The sequence below is a fragment of the Pseudomonadota bacterium genome (assembly GCA_037200975.1).
Lineage (GTDB): Bacteria > Pseudomonadota > Gammaproteobacteria > Steroidobacterales > Steroidobacteraceae > CADEED01.
On sequence record JBBCGI010000001.1, the window covers coordinates 3,143,975 to 3,162,882 of the forward strand.

12 protein-coding genes are annotated in these 18,908 nt (G+C 64.1%); 5 read left to right on the forward strand and 7 right to left on the reverse strand.

Annotation, left to right across the window (positions count from 1 at the left end; all coding sequences use genetic code 11):
• Window positions 1–7: 7 nt before the first annotated feature.
• From WDO72_14210 to WDO72_14225, 4 genes are all read right to left on the reverse strand, one after another.
• Window positions 8–1,450, reverse strand: coding sequence for an aldehyde dehydrogenase family protein (locus tag WDO72_14210; GenBank protein MEJ0086831.1), 1,443 nt, complete (start codon window positions 1,448–1,450; stop codon window positions 8–10).
• Between the two features lie 10 nt (window positions 1,451–1,460).
• A complete protein-coding gene (locus WDO72_14215; GenBank protein MEJ0086832.1) occupies window positions 1,461–2,600 on the reverse strand; it encodes a fumarylacetoacetate hydrolase family protein in 1,140 nt (379 codons plus the stop codon).
• Window positions 2,601–2,658: 58 nt separating this feature from the next.
• Window positions 2,659–4,185 (reverse strand): D-xylose transporter XylE, encoded by a 1,527-nt coding sequence (gene xylE, locus WDO72_14220; protein ID MEJ0086833.1) that lies wholly within the window; start codon window positions 4,183–4,185, stop codon window positions 2,659–2,661.
• A gap of 148 nt (window positions 4,186–4,333) precedes the next feature.
• Window positions 4,334–5,431, reverse strand: a complete 1,098-nt coding sequence (locus WDO72_14225) for a LacI family DNA-binding transcriptional regulator (GenBank protein MEJ0086834.1) — start codon at window positions 5,429–5,431, stop codon at window positions 4,334–4,336.
• Window positions 5,432–5,521: 90 nt separating this feature from the next.
• On the opposite strand from WDO72_14225, the gene WDO72_14230 reads away from it, so the two are divergent.
• Complete coding sequence (locus tag WDO72_14230) at window positions 5,522–7,672, forward strand: alpha-glucuronidase family glycosyl hydrolase (protein MEJ0086835.1); 2,151 nt, start codon at window positions 5,522–5,524, stop codon at window positions 7,670–7,672.
• A gap of 20 nt (window positions 7,673–7,692) precedes the next feature.
• Window positions 7,693–9,006, forward strand: coding sequence for an acetylxylan esterase (locus WDO72_14235; protein ID MEJ0086836.1), 1,314 nt, complete (start codon window positions 7,693–7,695; stop codon window positions 9,004–9,006).
• Between the two features lie 94 nt (window positions 9,007–9,100).
• Here WDO72_14235 and manD read toward each other — a convergent pair whose 3' ends face one another.
• Complete coding sequence (gene manD, locus WDO72_14240) at window positions 9,101–10,357, reverse strand: D-mannonate dehydratase ManD (GenBank protein ID MEJ0086837.1); 1,257 nt, start codon at window positions 10,355–10,357, stop codon at window positions 9,101–9,103.
• Window positions 10,358–10,446: 89 nt separating this feature from the next.
• Between manD and uxaC the strand changes: the two genes are divergently transcribed.
• The gene (gene uxaC, locus WDO72_14245; GenBank protein ID MEJ0086838.1) at window positions 10,447–11,853 is read left to right on the forward strand and encodes a glucuronate isomerase; all 1,407 of its coding nucleotides are present in this window, start codon (window positions 10,447–10,449) and stop codon (window positions 11,851–11,853) included.
• A 27-nt stretch (window positions 11,854–11,880) separates the two neighbouring features.
• Window positions 11,881–13,410, forward strand: a complete 1,530-nt coding sequence (locus WDO72_14250; protein ID MEJ0086839.1) for an MFS transporter — start codon at window positions 11,881–11,883, stop codon at window positions 13,408–13,410.
• Window positions 13,411–13,515: 105 nt separating this feature from the next.
• Here WDO72_14250 and WDO72_14255 read toward each other — a convergent pair whose 3' ends face one another.
• Window positions 13,516–14,283, reverse strand: a complete 768-nt coding sequence (locus WDO72_14255; protein MEJ0086840.1) for a FadR/GntR family transcriptional regulator — start codon at window positions 14,281–14,283, stop codon at window positions 13,516–13,518.
• Window positions 14,284–14,799: 516 nt separating this feature from the next.
• Between WDO72_14255 and WDO72_14260 the strand changes: the two genes are divergently transcribed.
• Window positions 14,800–17,715 carry a TonB-dependent receptor gene (locus WDO72_14260; protein MEJ0086841.1) on the forward strand — a complete coding sequence of 972 codons (2,916 nt, stop codon included), beginning with the start codon at window positions 14,800–14,802 and terminating at the stop codon, window positions 17,713–17,715.
• A gap of 84 nt (window positions 17,716–17,799) precedes the next feature.
• Here WDO72_14260 and WDO72_14265 read toward each other — a convergent pair whose 3' ends face one another.
• Complete coding sequence (locus WDO72_14265) at window positions 17,800–18,906, reverse strand: sugar kinase (protein ID MEJ0086842.1); 1,107 nt, start codon at window positions 18,904–18,906, stop codon at window positions 17,800–17,802.
• Window positions 18,907–18,908: the final 2 nt, after the last annotated feature.

An 18,908-nucleotide genomic window follows, 5' to 3' on the forward strand; every position in this document is an offset into this window, starting at 1 on the left:
TTGCGACCTAGGCCCAGGTGTAGCTGGTCTTGACTTGGGTGTAGAACTCGACGGCGGCGAACCCCTGCTCGCGCGGACCGAAGCTCGATTTGCGCGTGCCGCCGAACGGCACGTGATAGTCGACACCCGCCGTCGGCAGGTTGGTCATGGTCATGCCCGCGCGCACGTTGCGCACGAAGTGGCGCGCGTACTTGAGCGAGCTGGTCATGATGCCGGCCGAGAGGCCGAATTCGCCGGCATTGGCCGCGGCGAGTGCCTCGTCGTAATCCTTGACCCGCAGGGTCGAGGCGACCGGGCCGAAGACTTCTTCGCAATTGATGCGCATGTCGAGCTGCGTGTCGACGATCAGCGCCGGCGAAACGTAGTAGCCGGGCTGGTCGAGTTTCAGCGCCTCGCCACCGACGACCTTGCGGCCGCCTTCCTTGGTCGCGATATCGATATAAGAGAGTGTGGTCGCGAGCTGCGCGTCACTCGCGAGCGGGCCCATCTGCGTGTCGGCGGCGAGCGCATTGCCGACTTTCAGCGCCTTCACGCGTGCCGCCAGCGCTTCCACGAATTTGTCGTGGATGTTCTGCGTGACGATGATGCGGCTCGACGCCGTGCAGCGCTGGCCGGTGGCGAAGAAGCCGCCGTCGAGCGCGCATTGCACGGCGCGATCGAGATCGCAGTCGTCGAGCACCACCAGCGGGTTCTTGCCGCCCATCTCGAGCTGCACGCGCGCGTTGTGCGACATCGCGCCCTTCGCCACGGTTGCACCGGTGCCCTGGCCACCCGTGAACGAAACGCCGGCGACATCCGGATGTTCGACGAGCGCGCCGCCCATCGAGCCACCGCCGAGGATGAGATTGAACACGCCTTTCGGGAAACCCGCCTCGTGGATGATCTCCGTGAGTGCGTGCGCGGTGGCCGGCGTGAGCGAGGCGGGCTTCATCACCACGGTGTTGCCGAAGGCCAGAGCCGGCGCCGCTTTCCACGCCGGAATTGCGATCGGGAAGTTCCACGGCGTTATCAGCCCGAACACGCCGAGCGGTTCGCGATAGGTTTCCACCGCGACGCCGGGGCGTGTGGAATCCACCGTGACACCGTGGCGGCGCAACGCCTCACCCGCGAAGAACTTGAAGATGCGCGCGGCGCGCATGACTTCGCCCTTGCCCTCGGGCAGCGTCTTTCCTTCCTCACGCGACAGCAGGCGGCCGAGATCGTCCGCACGCGCCATGATGAGCGTGCCGACCTTGTCCAGCAGGTCCGAACGCACTTCCGGGCTGGCATTCGCCCACGCCGGAAAAGCCGCCTTCGCGGCCGAAACGGCGGCATGCACCGTGGTCTTGTCGCCGCCAGGAACCTTGGCGACGATGTCACGCGTGTCGGACGGGTTGAGGCTGTCCGACGCGGCGGGACCCGCCACCCATTGCCCGTCGATGTAGTGGGAAAGTTGTTTTGTATCGCTCATTTTTTGACGCTCAGTTGTTCAGCAGGCCGCGGCGCGCGAGGTTGCGCATGAGTTCGGCAATACCCATCGACCACGGTGGGGCCTGATCACACGTGGTCACCCTGTTTTCCAGCACACCGAGTTTTTCCGTGGAGACGCGGACGACATCACCGCTCTTGTGCGTGAAGCCCTGGCCGGCGCTGCCGCGATCCACGATCGGCGCGAACATCGTCCCCAGGAACAATGCGAAGCCATCCGGATAACAATGGTGTTTGCCGATGGTCTGGCCGACGAGTTCGGTCGGGTCGCGGCTGATCTGCGACATCGAACTCGCACCTTCGAGCTGAAAACCTTCGTCGCCCCTGATCTCGAGGCGCACGGTGCACTGGCGCACGTCGTCCAGAGTGAACCTGCCGTCGAACAGCCGGATGAACGGACCGATGGCACACGAGGCGTTGTTGTCCTTGGCCTTGCCCAACAACAGCGCGCTGCGGCCCTCGATGTCGCGCAGGTTCACGTCGTTGCCGAGCGAGGCGCCGAGGATGCGGCCGGCGCTATCTACCGCGAGCACGATCTCGGGCTCGGGATTGTTCCAGGCCGAGTCCGAGCGCACACCTATCCAGTCGCCCCAGCCCATCGACGACAGCGTCGGCGCCTTGGTGAAGATCTCGGCGTCGGGGCCGATCGCGACCTCGAGGTACTGCGACCACAAACCGTCGGCGATCAGCGCGGCCTTGAGCTTCTGCGCCTGCTCGGAACCGGGCTTGACCGCGCGGATATCCGCGCCGATGCGCTCGCGCAGGCTGCTGCGCAACGCGTCGGCCTGGCTCGCGTCGCCGCGGCAGCGCTCTTCGATCACGCGTTCCATCGCGGAAATCGCGAAGGTCACGCCGCTCGCCTTGATGCATTGCAGATCGAACGGCGAGAGCAGCCGGATCTCTTTCTTGCCCGAGAACTCGCAGGTGAAGGCGAACGATTCCAGCGGCCCGAGATCCGCGCCGTCCGGAATCGTGCCGTTCCAGCCGTTGAGCAGCTGCGACACGGTGGCGGCGTGTTTCGAGACGTCGCGTACGCGGCCTTCGAACACCACGATCGGAGTCGGGCCTTCGCGCGTCAACATGCGGCCGACGAGTACCGCCTGCCGCCAGTCAGAGGGAAGATATTCATTCATAAGATTGAAGGCGAGCCCGCGGCCACAAGCGTGGGGCCGCGGGCCCGGCCATTGACAGTTAGCCAGCCGAAGCGGGCGCCTTTTTCCACAAATGCTGCATGGTCTCGAGCGTGCGGCCCTTGGTCTCCGGCACGAACTTCCAGACGAACGCCGCGGCCACCAGGCTCGCGCCGCCATACAACCAGTAGGCAAAACCGTGGTTGAACGTCGCGGTCAGGCCCGAGTGGCTGTCGAGAATGTTGAACGTCCACGACACGAACAGGTTCGCCAGCCACTGCGCGGCAACCGCCAGCGCCATGGCCTTGTTGCGGATGTTGTTCGGGAAGATCTCCGCGAGCAGCACCCAGACGACCGGACCCCACGACAACGAGAAGCCCGCGATGTAGATGCAGACCACGATCAGCGCGGCGAGGCCGACGTGGCCCGAGTAGAACAGGAAGCCGAGCGCGATCATCGACACCGCCATGATCAACGCGCCGAGGATCAAGAGTGGCTTGCGGCCCCACTTGTCGACGGTGGCGGTCGCGACCAGCGTGAACACCACCATGACGATGCCCATGATGACGGTCTGCATGAGCGATGCGTTCGCCTCGAAGCCCATGTTCTTGAACATCTGCGGGCCGTAGTAGAGCACCGCGTTGATGCCGACGAACTGCTGGAACAGCGACAACATGATGCCGACGAACACGAGCAACCCGCCGTACGCGAACAACTTGCCGCTGGTTTCCTTGAGCGAGGCGTCGATCTCGGCGAGCACGATCTTGGCTTCTTCGGGGCTCGCGAGTTTGTTCAGCACCTCGAGCGCCTTCGCGTTCTTGCCCTTGAGCATGAGGCCGCGCGGCGTCTCCGGAACGAACAGCAGCAGCAGCACGAACAGGCCGGCCGGGATCGCGCACGAGGCCAGCATCCAGCGCCAGCCCTTGTCATGCAGCCAGGTCGCGTCGCCGAGCGAGGCGATGCCCCAGTTCACGAAGTACACCAGCGAGATGCCGCTGACGATCGCGATCTGCTGGTAGGTGACGAGCGCGCCGCGCTTGGACGGCGGGGCGATCTCCGCGATGTACATCGGCGCGAGCATCGACGCCAGGCCAATGCCGATGCCGCCGAAGATGCGGTGGCCGGTGAAGTTGGTGATCACCTCACCGAAGGTGTAGTTAGGCAGCTCGGCGCCGAAGGGGTTGAGGAGCATCGCGATGAGGTCGATGAGCGGCGTCAGCAGGGAACCGACCGTACCGATGGCCGACTCCGGCCAGGCCGAACCCAGCGACGACATGAAGAACAATGCGCCGGCGACGATGAGGCCGCCGCGGCGGCCGAGCCAGCTGGCGATGACGCCACCGAGCGCGCCGCCGATGATGCAGCCCGCGAGCGCGCAGGAGATGGTCCAGCCTTCGAGGCTGATGCGCGCGCTCTCGGCGAGACCGAGCGGAGCGACGAAATTCGCCTTGATCGAATCCGTCGCGCCGGAGATCACGGCGGTGTCGTATCCGAAGAGGAGGCCGCCCAGTGCAGCGATGATCGTGAGGGTGATGAGAAGACCCGTGTGGGTGCTTGCACCCGGGGTCGTACCTGAGGCTTGAGACACGCGCTATCTCCTTGACTGGATTATGTTTTTCGACCCCGCTGGCGTGCGCGTCACGCGCCCCCCGTTCAGCGGTCGCGGAAGCGTAGTGATAGCGGTATCAGATAGCAAGTTACGCCCGGGCAATGGCCCGGGAAACCTGCCAGATCGCTCAGGGTTTTCGCGGCGGTGCGACAGAGTCTCTCTTCACCAGAACATAGGGCACGAGGTGATCGACCGCCACGTTGATGTGGCGGTCTTTCGGCCGCCGGATCTTGTGCAGCAGCAGGTTGATCGCCGCCTCGGCCATGGCCGCGATGGGCTGGCGGATCGTCGTCATTTCGGGCCAGACCGTGGTCGCGATCGGCGTGTCGTCGAAACCGACCACCGACAGATCGCGCGGGACGTCGAGGCCGCGCCGGTGCGCAACCGAGATGGCGGCGGCGGCCATGTCATCGTTGCTGGCGAAGATGGCGGTCGGCATACGCTTGCGCGCCAGCAGCTTCTCCGCCGCCTCGAGACCGGACTTGTACGAGAAGAAACCCTGCACGACGAGCGTGGGATCGACTTCGTAACCGGCTTCCTCCATGGCGGCCTCGAAACCGGCCTGCCGTTGTCCGCTCGCGGTCTGGGCAGGTTGCCCGACGATGAAGGCGATGCGCGTGTGGCCATGCGCGATCAGGTGCGCCGTCATTTCGCGTGCGGCATTGAAGTCGTCGATGCGCACGCAGGAAACGTCTTCGCGCGCCTTGCCGGTAGCTAGGGCGACCGCGGGCACGCCTTCGGCGGCGAACGCGGCGGCGATCGCCTTCGATTCACACAGCGGCGGCGGCAGGATCACGCCGGCGATGCCCTCGGAAAGGCGCTGCGCCGCGGCCTTTTCCTGCGCGGGTTTGAGATTGTCCCAGCGATCGAGCACCAGCTGGGCCGCCGTGCGATGGGAGCCATCGAGCGCGCCGACCAGCATTTCGCTCAGATAGGAGGCGCTGGGATTGGAATAGATCAACGCGATACGTGTATCGCGCGCACCGGCGAGTACGCGCGCCGCCGGATTCGGCCGGTAGTTGAGCTCGCGGACCGCGGCCATCACGGTCTCGCGGGTCGAATCGCGCACGTTGCTTTCGCCATTGATGACGCGCGACACCGTCATCGGCGAAACGCCAGCGTGACGTGCAACTTCGTGAATGGTGACTGCGCCGCCCTTGCGACGGCCGGTCCTTTCTGCAAGACGCGGTGGGCCGTCGTTGGTGCGATCACCTGATTCGCTCAATCAATCCCCCCGCGGCTGCCCGAATACTGGCGCAACGCTTGCATTAGCGATGACAATGGATTCTACGCGTCATCGAAGCCCAATGTCCCCATGAAGCACCGCTTGTTGTTGGTTTGCCTCGCGGCTTTCGCGCTGCCGATGCCGGTTTCGGCAGAGGACGGATATGACTTATGGCTGCGTTATCGCGCGGCCGACGCCGCGGCGTACCCGGAATTCGCGACCACCGTCCGGGAGCTCGTCTCCGGCTCCGGGACACCCACGCTGGCGGCCGCCGAACGCGAGCTTTTGCGCGGGTTGAGCGGATCATCCGGCGCTGCCATTCCGGTGGTCGCGGCAGCGCAGCGGGACGGTGCCCTGCTGTTCGGCACACCGCGCAGTTCGCCCGCGATTGCCGCGCTGCCACTCGATCTCGTCAGGGCGGGTCCCGAGGGATACGTGATTCGCAGCATTGCGGTGAATGGCCGGGCCGCCACCGTGATTGCCGCGAACAGCGACGTGGGCGTGCTCTACGGCGCCTTCCATTTCCTGCGACTCATTCAGACGCGCGCGCCGCTGCAGGCGCTCGACATCGTCTCGCGGCCGCGCACGCAGATCCGGGTGCTCAACCACTGGGACAATCTCGACGGTCATGTCGAGCGTGGATACGCCGGTCAGTCCATCTGGGACTGGCACAAACTGCCGCTGTGGCTCGACCCGCGTTACACCGACTACGCGCGCGCCTGCGCGTCGGTGGGTATCAATGGCAGCGTGTTGACGAACGTCAATGCAAATGCGACCAGTCTCACGCCCGCCTATCTAGAAAAAGCCGCCGCGCTCGCCGGCGTCATGCGCCCTTACGGCGTGCGCGTGTATCTGACGGCGCGCTTCAGCGCACCCATCGAGCTCGGTGGTTTGAAGACCGCGGACCCGCTCGATCCTTCGGTACGCGCCTGGTGGAAGGACAAGGTCGACGAGATCTACCGGTACATACCGGACTTCGGCGGTTTCCTCGTGAAGGCCAATTCGGAAGGGCAGCCGGGTCCGCAGGACTACAAACGCACCCATGCCGATGGCGCCAACATGCTGGCCGAAGCGCTGGCGCCGCATGACGGCATCGTGATGTGGCGCGCGTTCGTCTATTCGAACGAGACGCCGACCGACCGGGCGAAGCAGGCCTACGACGAGTTCGTGCCGCTCGACGGGAAGTTCGCCACCAACGTGCTCGTGCAGGTCAAGAACGGACCGATCGATTTCCAGCCGCGTGAACCTTTCCATCCCCTGTTCGGCGCGATGCCGAAGACGCCGCTGATGATGGAGTTCCAGATCACCAAGGAATACCTGGGCTTCGCCACGCATCTTGCCTATCTAGGGCCCTTGTTCGAGGAAGCGCTCGAATCGGACACCCTCGTCAGGGGCAAAGGCTCGACGGTCGCGAAGGTGATCGACGGCCAGTTGCACGGTTACAAACTCACCGGCATGGCGGGCGTCGCCAATATCGGCGCCGACCGCAACTGGAGCGGTTCGCATTTCGATCAGGCGAACTGGTATGCCTTCGGGCGTTTCGCATGGGATCCAGAGGCGAATTCACGGGACGTCGCCGAAGAGTGGCTGCGCATGACGTTCTCGAACGATGCGCAGTTCGTGCAGCCGGTGCTGGCGATGATGATGGGCTCGCGCGAAGCGGTGGTCGACTACATGACTCCGCTCGGGCTGCATCACCTGATGGACACGGGGCATCACTACGGCCCGGGGCCCTGGGTGAGCAATCTGTCGCGCGCCGACTGGAACCCGACTTACTACCATCGAGCCGATGCGAACGGCATCGGCTTCGAACGCGGACCCAAGGGCAGCGATGCCACGGGCCAGTATTCGCCCAAAGCCGCGGCGCGGTTCTCGGATCTGAAGAAGACGCCGGAGAACCTGCTGCTGTGGTTCCACCACGTGCCGTGGGACTACCGGATGACTTCCGGCCGCCCGCTCTGGGACGAACTGGTGCTGCATTACACGCACGGCGTCGAAGTAGTTAGTCAGATGCGCGGCACCTGGGCAGCGCAGCAGGGGCGGGTCGATGCGGAACGATACGCCCAGGTGGCGGCGTTCCTCGCGATCCAGGAGCAGGAAGCGAAATGGTGGCGCGATGCCTGCATCGCGTACTTCCAGTCGTTGTCGCGGCGGCCACTGCCGGCGGGAGTGGCCGCGCCGGCGCATCCGCTCGAGTACTACCAGTCGTTGAAGTTTCCATACGCGCCCGGGCGCGGCTGAACAATCGAGAGGGAAAGAAGATGCGTGCTGCATGGCTGATCTGCGGAATGATGTCCTGCGCCTCGCTGGCGCGCGCGGCCGACCCCACGCCTCTGGTCCTGACCGCCGAGCAGGATCACAAGCTGATGCTGGAAAAACTCGGCATCAAGGAGATCCGCCAGGGCGCCAACGGGCGCGATCCGAATGCGCCCAATGCAGCCAACTACGATGAGTCGAAGGCCAATCCCTACCCGGTGCTGCCGGACCCGCTCGTGATGGCGAACGGCAAGCCGGTCCTGACCGCGCGCGACTGGACGCGGCGCCGGCGCCCGGAGCTGGTGGAACTGTTCGATCGCGAGATCTACGGGCGCACGCCGCGGCGCACCCCGTCCGTGAGCTGGGAAGTGAAGTCGACCACCAACGAAACCGTCGGCGGTGCCGCGGTCGTGGTGCGCAAGCTCATCGGACACGTCGACAACAGCAGCTACCCGGCGATCGCGGTCGACATCGATCTCACGCTAACTACCGTGGCCGGCGCGAAGAACCGGCCGGTGATCATGGAATTCTTCCCGGTCGAGTGGGCGGCGCGTATTCCGCCGCAGCCGTCGCCGACCTGGCAGGAACAGGTCATCGCGCGCGGCTGGGGGTACGCGATCCTCTCGCCCTCCAGCATCCAGGCCGACAACGGCGCGGGGCTCACGCGCGGCATCATCGGACTCGTCAACAAGGGCCAGCCGCGCAAGGTCGACGACTGGGGCGCGCTCAAGGCGTGGGCCTGGGGTGCGTCGCGCGCGCTCGACTATCTCGAGACCAATCCGGATGTCGACGCGAAACGCGTGGTGATCGAAGGGGTTTCGCGTTACGGCAAGGCGTCGCTCGTGACACTCGCGTACGAGCCGCGATTCGCGGTGGGGTTCATCGGTTCTTCGGGCGCCGGGGGTGCCGCGCTCGCGCGGCGGCACTGGGGCGAAATGCTCGAGAACGTCGCGGGCAGCGGCGAATACCACTGGATGGCCGGCAACTACATCAAGTACGCCGGCCCGTTGACGGTGAACGATCTGCCGGTGGATGCGCACGAGTTGATCGCGTTGTGCGCGCCGCGGCCCGTCTTCATCGGCGCCGGCAACCCGGCGCAGGGCGACGGCTGGGTCGACCCGAAGGGCATGTTCATGGCCGCAGCGGCCGCCGGGCCCGTTTACCGGTTGTTAGGCAAGCGCGATCTCGGCACGACGGAATTCCCGCCGATGGAAACCGCACTCGACGAGGGCGATCTCGCCTACCGCCAGCACGCCGGCGGACATACGTCGGGCCCCAACTGGCCGACCTTCCTGGAGTTCGCGGAGCGCTACTTCTGAGTGGTGCCGGGGTGCAATTCTCGTAATTGAGTCAGCGTTGGACTGACGCGCATGCGCCGACTCAATTACGAGAATTGCACCCCGGCACCACTAACTACCAGTCCCACATCGTGCCGTCTTCCAGACGCGCGATCGGCAGCTGTTTCGGGTTGTAGGGATACTTCGCGGCCAGTTTCTCGTCGATCGAGACGCCGTGTCCGGCGCTCTCGCCGCAGTACAGCCGGCCTTCCCGGAACGTGTAGTCGTGCGGGAACACCTCGTCGGTGACGTCCGCATGTTTCATGTATTCCTGGATGCCGAAATTGGGCACCCAGGTATCGAAGTGCAGCGCCGCTCCCATACACACGGGCGACAGATCGGTCGCGCCGTGGAATCCCGTGCGCACTCCATGCAGCGCCGCGAAATCCGCGATGCGCCGCAGATGCGTGATGCCGCCGCCGTGGACGATGGTGGTGCGGATGTAGTCGATGAGCTGGTTCTCGATCAGGTGTTTGCAGTCCCAGATCGAATTGAAGATCTCGCCCACCGCGAGCGGCGTCACCGAATGTTTGCGAACCAGCTCGAAGCTCTTCTGGTTTTCCGCCGGCGTGCAATCCTCCAGCCAGAACAACCGGTACGGTTCGAGGTCGCGCGCCAGTCGCGCCGCTTCGATCGGCGACAGGCGGTGATGCACGTCGTGCAGCAACTCGATGTCGGATCCGTGATCCTTGCGCAGACGCTCGAACAACTGCGGCACGACCGCGAGGTACTTGGGCGTAGCCCACACCGACTCCGCCGGCAATTCACTCTCGGCAGGTTCGTAGGCGTTTTTCAGATTCGAAATTCCGTACGCCTTCTTGACGCCGGGCACGCCGCACTGTGCGCGCACGGCCTTGTAACCCTGCGCGATGTACTTGCCGACTTCGTCGCTGGCCTCGTCGATGTCCTTGCCATTCGCATGGCCATACACCAGCGCGCCTTCGCGCGAACGCCCGCCGAGCAGCTGATACAACGGCTGATTCGTCATCTTGCCGAGGATGTCCCACAACGCGACGTCGACCGCCGCGATCGCCGTCATCGTCACGGGACCGCGCCGCCAGTAGGCGCCGCGATAGAAGAACTGCCAGGCATCTTCTATGCGCCCCGCGTCGCGGCCGATCAGATTCGGCACCACGTGGTCTTTCAGATATGAAGCAACCGCGAGTTCGCGGCCGTTCAGCGTCGCATCGCCGATACCGCTAACACCCGAGCGCGTGACGATTTTCAAAGTCACGAAGTTGCGCGCCGGGCAGGTGACGATCACTTCCGCCGACACGATCTCGCGTTCGCGGTGCGTGCCTGCGTTTGAATTATTCGCGGCCTGAGTGCTCACGCCCATTGCTCCCCAAAAGATTAAGAATTAGTGTCGCCCGCCGCGGCCGGCATTTGCCGACCGTCCAACGGGGCCCGAATACTACCAATATGGACAAACTCAATCCCGATCGGCTCTTTCCGGCCGATCCCAATACGAGAGCCATCGCACGGACGCTGTACCAGCTCGTCAAAGACCTGCCGATCATCAGCCCCCACGGCCATACCGACCCCAAGTGGTTCGCGGACAACATGCCGTTCGCCGATCCGGCCAGCCTGCTGCTCACGCCGGACCATTATGTTTTCCGCATGCTCTACAGCCAGGGCGTCAAGCTGGAAGACTTCGGCGTGGCGCGCATCGACGGCGGCGTCACCGAACGAGATGCACGCAAGATCTGGCGGATCTTCGCCAAACACTATTACCTGTTCCGCGGCACGCCGTCGCGCATGTGGTTCGACTGGGTGCTGGCGAGCATTTTCGATGCTCCCGTGCCGCTGACGCCGGAAAATGCCGATGCGACTTATGACCGCATCGCCGAGTGGCTGCAGAAGCCTGAGTTCCGGCCGCGCGCGTTGTTCGAGCGGTTCAACATCGAGGCGCTCGCCACCACGGAATCTCCGCTCGACGATCTCGCGCATCACGTCAGCATTCGCAAGAGCGGCTGGTCGGGGCGCGTAGTCACCGCGTATCGGCCCGATCCTGTGGTCGATCCGGACGCGATCGGATTCCTCGATAACCTCAAGAAATTCAGCGAGCTCACCGGCGAAGATGCGCTTTCCTGGCGCGGTTACCTGGCGGCGCATCGCAAGCGCCGCGCATTTTTCGCCGTCATGGGCGCGACCTCTACCGACCACGGGCATCCCTCCGCGCGCACCGCGGACCTGAGCCCGGCGGATGCCGAGGCGCTGTTCGGCCGTATCGTGAAAGGCGCGCAGAACCCTGGCGACGCGGATCTGTTCCGCGGCCAGATGCTCACCGAGATGGCGCGCATGAGCCTCGACGACAAACTCGTGCTGCAGATCCACCCGGGCTCCTGGCGCAATCACAACGCGCCGGTATTCGATCGCTTCGGACCGAACGTCGGCGCCGACATTCCGATGGCCACCGATTACGTCGGCGCATTGCGGCCGCTGCTCAATCGTTTCGGCAATGACGCATCGCTCAGCATCATCGTGTTCACGCTCGATGAAAGCACCTACGCGCGCGAGCTCGCGCCGCTGGCGGGCCACTATCCGGCGCTCAAGCTCGGGCCCGCTTGGTGGTTCCATGACAGTCCGGAAGGCATGATGCGTTTCCGCGAACAAACCACCGAGACCGCGGGTTTCTACAACACCGTCGGCTTCAACGACGATACGCGCGCCTTCCTGTCGATTCCGTCGCGCCACGACGTGGCGCGCCGCATCGATTGCTCGTTTCTCGCGCGCCTGGTGGCCGAGCATCGGCTGCCGGAAGACGAGGCGGCCGTGCTCGCGCCGCAGCTCGCGTACGAATTTCCGAAAAAAGCCTACAAACTTTGAACGACGCATTCCCGAGGGGTCAGCTGCATGAATAGTCGCAACTTGTCGAATGACACCGGTAGCATCCCGGCGCAGGGCCGCCCGACCAACTACCGCTGGATCATCTGCGCGTTGTTGTTCTTTTCGACGACCATCAACTACATCGACCGCAACTCGCTGTCGGTGTTGAAGACCACGCTGCAGGGCGCGCTCGGCTGGACCGATGTCGACTACGGCTGGATCACCTTCGCGTTCACGTTCGCCTACGCGGCGTTCCCCTCGCTGATCGGTGTGTTCGTCGACCGCTTCGGCGTCAAGCGGGCACTGGCCGGTGCGCTGGTGCTCTGGTCGCTGGCCGCCGCCGCGCATGGCCTGGTCGGCACCGTGCTCGGCTTCGTCATCGTGCGCTTCGTGCTCGGCATCGCCGAAGCGGCTAACTTCCCGGCGTCGATCAAGGCGGTGGGAATGTGGTTTCCGCAAAAGGAACGCGCCTTCGCCACGGGCATCTTCAATTCGGGCACCAGCGTCGGCGTGATGGTGTCGTTCGGCACGGTGTACGTGGCGACGCACTGGGGCTGGCAGGCCGCGTTCGTGTTCATCGGCGTGATGGGCCTCGTCTGGCTGATCTTCTGGCAGAAGTATTTCGACCTTCCCGAAAAGCACAAAGGCGTCAACGCCGCGGAACTCGAGTTCATCCAGGCGGGGCAGCCCGCTACCGAAAAAGCGGTGAAGGTGCCGTGGACGGCGCTGCTGCGATATCGGGAGATCTGGCCGTTCATCATCGGCAAGTTCATCACCGACCCGGTGTGGTGGTTCTTCCTGTTCTGGTTGCCGTCCTATCTCGAAAAGGAACGCGGCCAGAATCCGCTCGCGAGCGCGGGGTGGATAGGCCTCATCTACACCGGTTCGAGCATCGGGTCGATCCTGGGCGGCTGGCTGTCGGGCGCGCTGATCAAGCGTGGCTGGCCGGTCGGCAAGGCGCGCATGACGACCATGTTGCTGGCCGCGATCTTCATGCCGGGCTCGATCCTCGCGTACTACGCCGACAGCTTCGTGGTCTGCGTGGCATTCATCACGCTCGCCACTGCGTGCCATCAGGCCTGGTCGGCCAACCTGTTCACGAACGCCACCGACATGTTTCCGCAGAAGGTGGCCGCTTCGGTCGTCGGCCTCGGCGCGACGGCGGGTGGCATCGGCGGCATGTTCATGACCTTGCTGGCCGCGCTCGCGGTGCAGTGGACCGGAACCCAGCAGATCGTCTTCGTCTGGGCCGGCGGCATGCATCTGGCGGCGCTCGCGTTGTTCTGGTTCTGGTTCAAGGGCCGGTTCGTTCAGGTCAATGTCGACACCGACGTCGACGAATCGAAGGCGCACCGCGGGCTGGTATTCAGCGGCCTCGCGCTGGTGGTGTTCGGTGCAATCCTCTGCGCCTGGGAATACAACAACCTCACGCTGATCCTGCAGGTGGTCAAGGTCACGGGCGCCGCCGGCGCCGCGGTGGTCGCAGGCGGCTTCGTGATCATCGGCCTCGGCCTGATCTACGCGGGCATGCCGAAACGGCGTCAGCTGACGGCCTGAACCCACAAGGTCGCGGGCTCGAGCTCGACCGAGTTCGTGCCCGCGAAGATAGGGAACTGGCCGGGCTCGACGACGTGTTGCATGTGCACGTCCCGGAGCGCGAGATCAGCGGGCGCCGATCTTGCGCGGCACGGACGAATAGCGGCGCCGTTTCTCGGCGGCCACGGCCCGGGCCCGCTCGAGCTCCTTGACCTCGGTGACCTTGAGCATGTCGTCGATGACGCGCGAGATGTGCTCGTGCATGGCGGCACGCGCGGCCTCGGGGTCGCGCTTTTTCAATGCCCGTACGATCGCCGTGTGTTCCTCGATCGGCGGCTTGAGCCCGCGCGCGCGCCCCTTGTCGTCCATCGAATGGCTCTGCGGAGACCGGGCGCGTGCGTCCCACATCATCTGCACGGCTGCGATGAGGCCGCTGTTCTGCGTCGAGGTGGCGATCAGCTCGTGGAAGCGGCGATCCGCATCCTCGCTCATGATGATTTCATTGTGCTTGTTGTCGTCGCGCATTTCCGCGATGAGCTCTGACAACTCCTTGAGCTGCGCCTCGTCGATTCGCAGTGCGGCGAGGGCGCAGATCTCACCCTCGATGACGCGCCGCGCTTCGAGTAGTTCGAAGGGGCCGATGTCCTTCGCCCCTTCGGTGCCGCTCGGCGGGTGCCGGTTGGTGACGTAAACGCCGGAGCCGAGCCGCACCTCCACGAGGCCGTCCAGCTCGAGCGCGATGATCGCCTCGCGCACGGTCGGGCGCGAGACGCCGAAGGCCTGCGCAAGTTCGCGTTCGGAGGGCAGGCGCTGGCCGATTTCGTACTTGCCGTCGGCGATCGCCTTCGCGAGCTTCTGCGAAATCTGTTCGTAAAGGCGGCGGGGTTCAGGCATGGGGCCGAGTATCCGTGTCCCCCCCGCGGGCAACAAGAGCTGAAAGCGTGGAATTTCGCATTGTCGGGCCATTGGCGGCTTGTCCAGCAGGTCATAGTGGTCAGGGGGGTTATTGCATTTGGCCTGACCAATTTGCTACGGTGTCGCCAACGCGGTGGGGGCCGCGTCACTCCTTCGGTCCGTCGCGGCCTCCCTCTGCTTCGTCAGTTCGGCACTTCCGGATTCGCTTCGGCGGCTCTGGAAGACCGGCTGCATCCGTCGTGTTCTGGCGCGAGTAGTTAGTCTGTCGTGCCCGGAAGGCGTCGAGATCAGCCACGAGGCGTTGTACGGAAGCGACACCGCGACAGTTTTCAGCGATTTTTGTGCGAATGAGGTGTTGTGCGGCGGAGATGTGCTCGCTACCATCGCCGCCACACATTCGAAGCGCGGCGGGCGGGGGCCCGCCGGATGATCTAACTACAATAGGGGACGATGCGCTCATCGCGTCGTACGAAATGGCCTGGAGGGGCGACATTCATGAGTAAGAAATCACCGTTATTCCGTCTGACGTTGGCGGGTTGTTCCGCTGCCGTCGGCTTTTTCTCGGCGGGTGCCGCGGCGCAGAACGCGCCGGCAACCGAAGATGCGGATTCGATGGAAGAGGTCGTGGTCTCCGGTTTCCGCAGCAGTCTCGAGAAATCGCTCGAGGTCAAACGCGCGTCGATCAATTTCACGGACTCCATCTCGTCCGAAGACGTCGGCAAGCTGCCCGACAACAATCTCGCCGAAGCCATCGCCCGCATCCCGGGCGTGCAGATCTCGCGCACCAACGGCGAAGGCCAGCAGATCAACCTGCGCGGTCTCGGCCCGAGTTTCACGCGCGTCACGCTCGATGGAATGCCGATCTCGGTCTCGTCCGAAGGCAGCGTCGACCAGGCCGCGCGTAATCGCGAGTTCGATTTCGATCTGCTGCCTTCCGATCTGTTCTCGGCGCTCGAAGTGTCGAAGTCGCCGCAGGCGAGCATCGTCGAAGGTGGTCTGGCCGGCACGGTCAACCTGCGCCCGTCGCGCCCATTCGACTACGACGGACTCACCGTGTCGTACAAGCTCGAAGGCACGTATCAATCGAGCTCCGAAGAAGTCGATCCGCGCGCCAGCTTCCTGATCAGCAAGAACTGGGACGACAAGTTCGGTCTGCTGCTCAATGTCGCCGCAACGAAGCGCACGTTCCGCACCGACGGCTGGAGCGCCCAGGGCTGGACGTCCGGCCGCGTAGGCGCGCTGGTGGGTACTACTACTCAAGTCTCGAGTGCCCCGTCCGCGGGTTACTCCGCAGGCTTCGACTGGAACCTGCCGACCCTCGCGCCGAACAATGCGACGACGCGTGATCCGAATTTCGTGAACGAGTCCGGCCTCACGAACGCGCAGCTTGCGAATGCGCAAGTACCGCGCCTCGGCCGTCCCGAGGTGCAGGTGGGCGATCGCGACCGCGTTGGCGCGTCGTTCGCGGCGCAGTTCCGTGCCACCGATAAGCTCGATTTCGCGTTCGATGCCTTGTACGCCAAGCTCGACGCATCATTCGATCGCTACACCGACAACCTGCTGGTGCGCAACACGAACGCCGGCACGAACAATGCGACCGGCTTCGGTTTCATCACGCCGCGCAACTTCGTGCTCGACGAGCACAACAACGTCGTCAGTGGCCAGCTCGAGAACGCCAAGTTCTGGTCCGAGAATCGCGACAACGACAACTCGACCACGTTCGCGAGCTACACGCTCACCGGCAACTGGCAGGCCACCGACAAGTTCAAGCTGACCGCGAAGGTCAACACGGCGAAGTCGGATTGGGATTTCCGCATGAACACGTACCTGTTCCTGTCGGATCCGGGCACGGTCAATCTCGAGATCAACGGCGACAACATCCCGACGATCAATCCGGTCCTGGATATTGCGGATGTCGCCAACTGGCAGATGGACACGGTTCGCGTCCAGCCGCGCAAGCGCCGTGAAACCAACGACACGTTCTGGCTCGAAGGCACCTACGGTGACGAGGAGATGAACGTCAAGTTCGGCGCCGTGCGCAACACGTTCGAGCGTCTGCGTAACCAGTACAGCACTTCGGTGGGTGTGACCCAGGGTGCCGCGTTGACTCCGTTCGGTTACACCGGCCCCGCGGCGATGAACACCTGGGACATCACGCCGTTCGCGAGCGTCGTTCCGGTGAATTTCGGCGAGTTCTTCGATGCCGATCCGGGCTATCGCCGCTGGACCGTCGCCGATCTCGGCGCGTTCAACGAGATGCTGAGCCCGGCCGAGCTCGATGCGGCAGCCAACCTGGATTACCAGAACTCCGGCACCTTCAAGGAGACGAGCACCTCCGCGTACGTCGAGCTGAACAAGAAGCTCGAGCTGGGTGGTCATGGTCTGCGCTTCAACACCGGCGTCCGCTGGGTGAAGACCGAGCAGGACCTCACCGGCTTCGTGCAGTTGCAATCGACGCCCCGCCCGCCGCCGGGCTCGAACGCGATCCAGCAGATTCCGTACCTGTTCAACATTCGTGAGGACCAGTACGGCTCGAACACGACCAACGGCGAATACGACGTCGCGTTGCCGTCGTTCAACATGGCGTTCGACATCACGGACAAGCTCATCTCGCGCCTCAGTCTGGCGAAGACGATGACGCGTCCGAATCCGGGCGACATGATGCCGTTCGTCAGCCTGTCCACGGCCGGTGTCGTGACGGCGGGCAATCCGGACCTGCAGCCTTACTTCTCGGAGCAGGCGGACCTGGGCCTCGAGTGGTACTTCCAGGAAGGCGCCGTGCTCTCGACGACGCTGTTCCAGAAGAACATCGATGGCTTCACGCAGCGTTCGAACACGGTGCGGCCGTTCCGCGACGCGGGTATTCCGATCGAAGGACTGGATCCGACGCTGCGCGCGCTGGTGGAAGTGCAGGGTTACGACACCCCGTTGTTGTTCAACCAGGCGCAGAACATCCCGGGCATCACGAAGATGCAGGGCGCGGAGCTGTTCTACCAGCAGCGCCTGGACTTCCTCCTGAACGGCCTTGGCGTGAACCTCAACTACACGTATCTCGATTCGGGTGATCGCGTGGTCCTGGGTCTCGCGAAGAAGAACTACAACGCCATCGTGTACTACGAGACGCCGCGTTTCGCGACGCGCCTTTCGTACAACGTGCGCGGCGACTACGTGGAGTGCACCAACAACTGCAATTCGACTTCGCCTGAAGCCGCCTCCCGCGCCGAGGCGGGTTACCTGGACTTCAACTCGAGCGTGAACTTCGAAACGTTCGGGCAGAAGCTCACCTTGAGCTTCGAAGTGCTCAACCTGACTGACGAAGTGGAATATACGTTCGCCGGGTACGACAACCGCGCGTACGTGTTCAACGCGCCCGGCCGGACCTTCATCCTCGGATTGCGCGGGCAATTCTGAGGGCTGGATGTGAGAAAGGGAGGCGGTGCAAACCGCCTCCCTTTTTTTATGCGCGTAACTCGCCCTGCGAACGGCAGGCGCGTCTCAGCGGATGACGCGCGCTCCCTTGCCCTTCATCACGGCCTCGACTTCCTTCACGTTCACCATGGACGTATCGCCCGGCGTCGTCATGGCCAGCGCGCCATGCGCCGCGCCGTATTCCACGGCCGCCTGCGGGCCTTTGCCCTCCATGAATCCATACGCGAGACCTGAGGCGAAACCATCGCCGCCGCCGACGCGGTCATAGATCTCGAGGTTCTCGCGCATCATCGACTGATAGAACTGGCCACCCGCATAGAGGATGGCCGACCAGTCGTTGAACGTCGCCGTCTTCGCGTTGCGCAGCGTCGTCGCCGCGACCTTGAAGTTCGGGAACTGCTTCACCGCCGTCTGGATCATCTTCTTGAAGTTCGCCGGATCGATCGCCGAGATGTGTTCGTCGAGGCCTTCCACTTCGAACCCGAGGCACGCCGTGAAATCTTCTTCATTGCCGATCATCACGTCGACGTACTTGGCGATGTTGCGGTTGATCTTCTGCGCGCCTTCCTTGCCGCCCTGGCTCTTCCAGAGCGAAGCGCGGTAGTTGAGGTCGTAGGAAACGATCGTGCCGTACTTGCGCGCGATCTCGACGGCTTCGATCACCGCCTCCGAGGTGTTGGGCGCGAGCGCGGCAAAAATGCCGCCGGTGTGGAACCAGCGAACGCCTTCCTCACCAAACAACTTTTCCCAGTTCACTTCACCGGGCTTGATCTGCGAGGCGGCGGAATGCCCGCGATCCGAACAGCCCAGCGCCGCGCGGATGCCGAAGCCTTTCTCGGTGAAATTCAGGCCGACGCGCGTGTTGCGCCCGAGGCCGTCGAAGTCCCGCCAGATGATCTTCGAGGTGTCGACGCCGCCCTGCATCATGAGGTCTTCGACCAGCCAGCCGAGATCGTTGACGGGCAGCGCGGTCACGGCCGTGGAGCGTTTGCCCCAACATTTGCGCATGGCCCGGGCGACGTTGTACTCGCCGCCGCCTTCCCACACCTGGAACGTGCGCGCGTTGCGCACGCGGCCGAAGCCGGGATCGAACCGCAGCATGATCTCGCCGAACGAGGCGCAGTCCCAACGCGTTTCCGATGCCGGGCGAACCTTTAGAACATTGTCAGTCATGA

What these genes read in the sequence shown, in the direction of transcription:
- WDO72_14230 (MEJ0086835.1), top strand. Translation starts at nt 5,522, where the DNA reads ATGAAGCACCGCTTGTTGTTGGTTTGCCTCGCGGCTTTCGCGCTGCCG.
- WDO72_14255 (MEJ0086840.1), bottom strand. Translation starts at nt 14,283, where the DNA reads ATGCCTGAACCCCGCCGCCTTTACGAACAGATTTCGCAGAAGCTCGCG.
- WDO72_14210 (MEJ0086831.1), bottom strand. Translation starts at nt 1,450, where the DNA reads ATGAGCGATACAAAACAACTTTCCCACTACATCGACGGGCAATGGGTG.
- WDO72_14215 (MEJ0086832.1), bottom strand. Translation starts at nt 2,600, where the DNA reads ATGAATGAATATCTTCCCTCTGACTGGCGGCAGGCGGTACTCGTCGGC.
- WDO72_14265 (MEJ0086842.1), bottom strand. Translation starts at nt 18,906, where the DNA reads ATGACTGACAATGTTCTAAAGGTTCGCCCGGCATCGGAAACGCGTTGG.
- WDO72_14235 (MEJ0086836.1), top strand. Translation starts at nt 7,693, where the DNA reads ATGCGTGCTGCATGGCTGATCTGCGGAATGATGTCCTGCGCCTCGCTG.
- WDO72_14260 (MEJ0086841.1), top strand. Translation starts at nt 14,800, where the DNA reads ATGAGTAAGAAATCACCGTTATTCCGTCTGACGTTGGCGGGTTGTTCC.
- WDO72_14250 (MEJ0086839.1), top strand. Translation starts at nt 11,881, where the DNA reads ATGAATAGTCGCAACTTGTCGAATGACACCGGTAGCATCCCGGCGCAG.
- uxaC (MEJ0086838.1), top strand. Translation starts at nt 10,447, where the DNA reads ATGGACAAACTCAATCCCGATCGGCTCTTTCCGGCCGATCCCAATACG.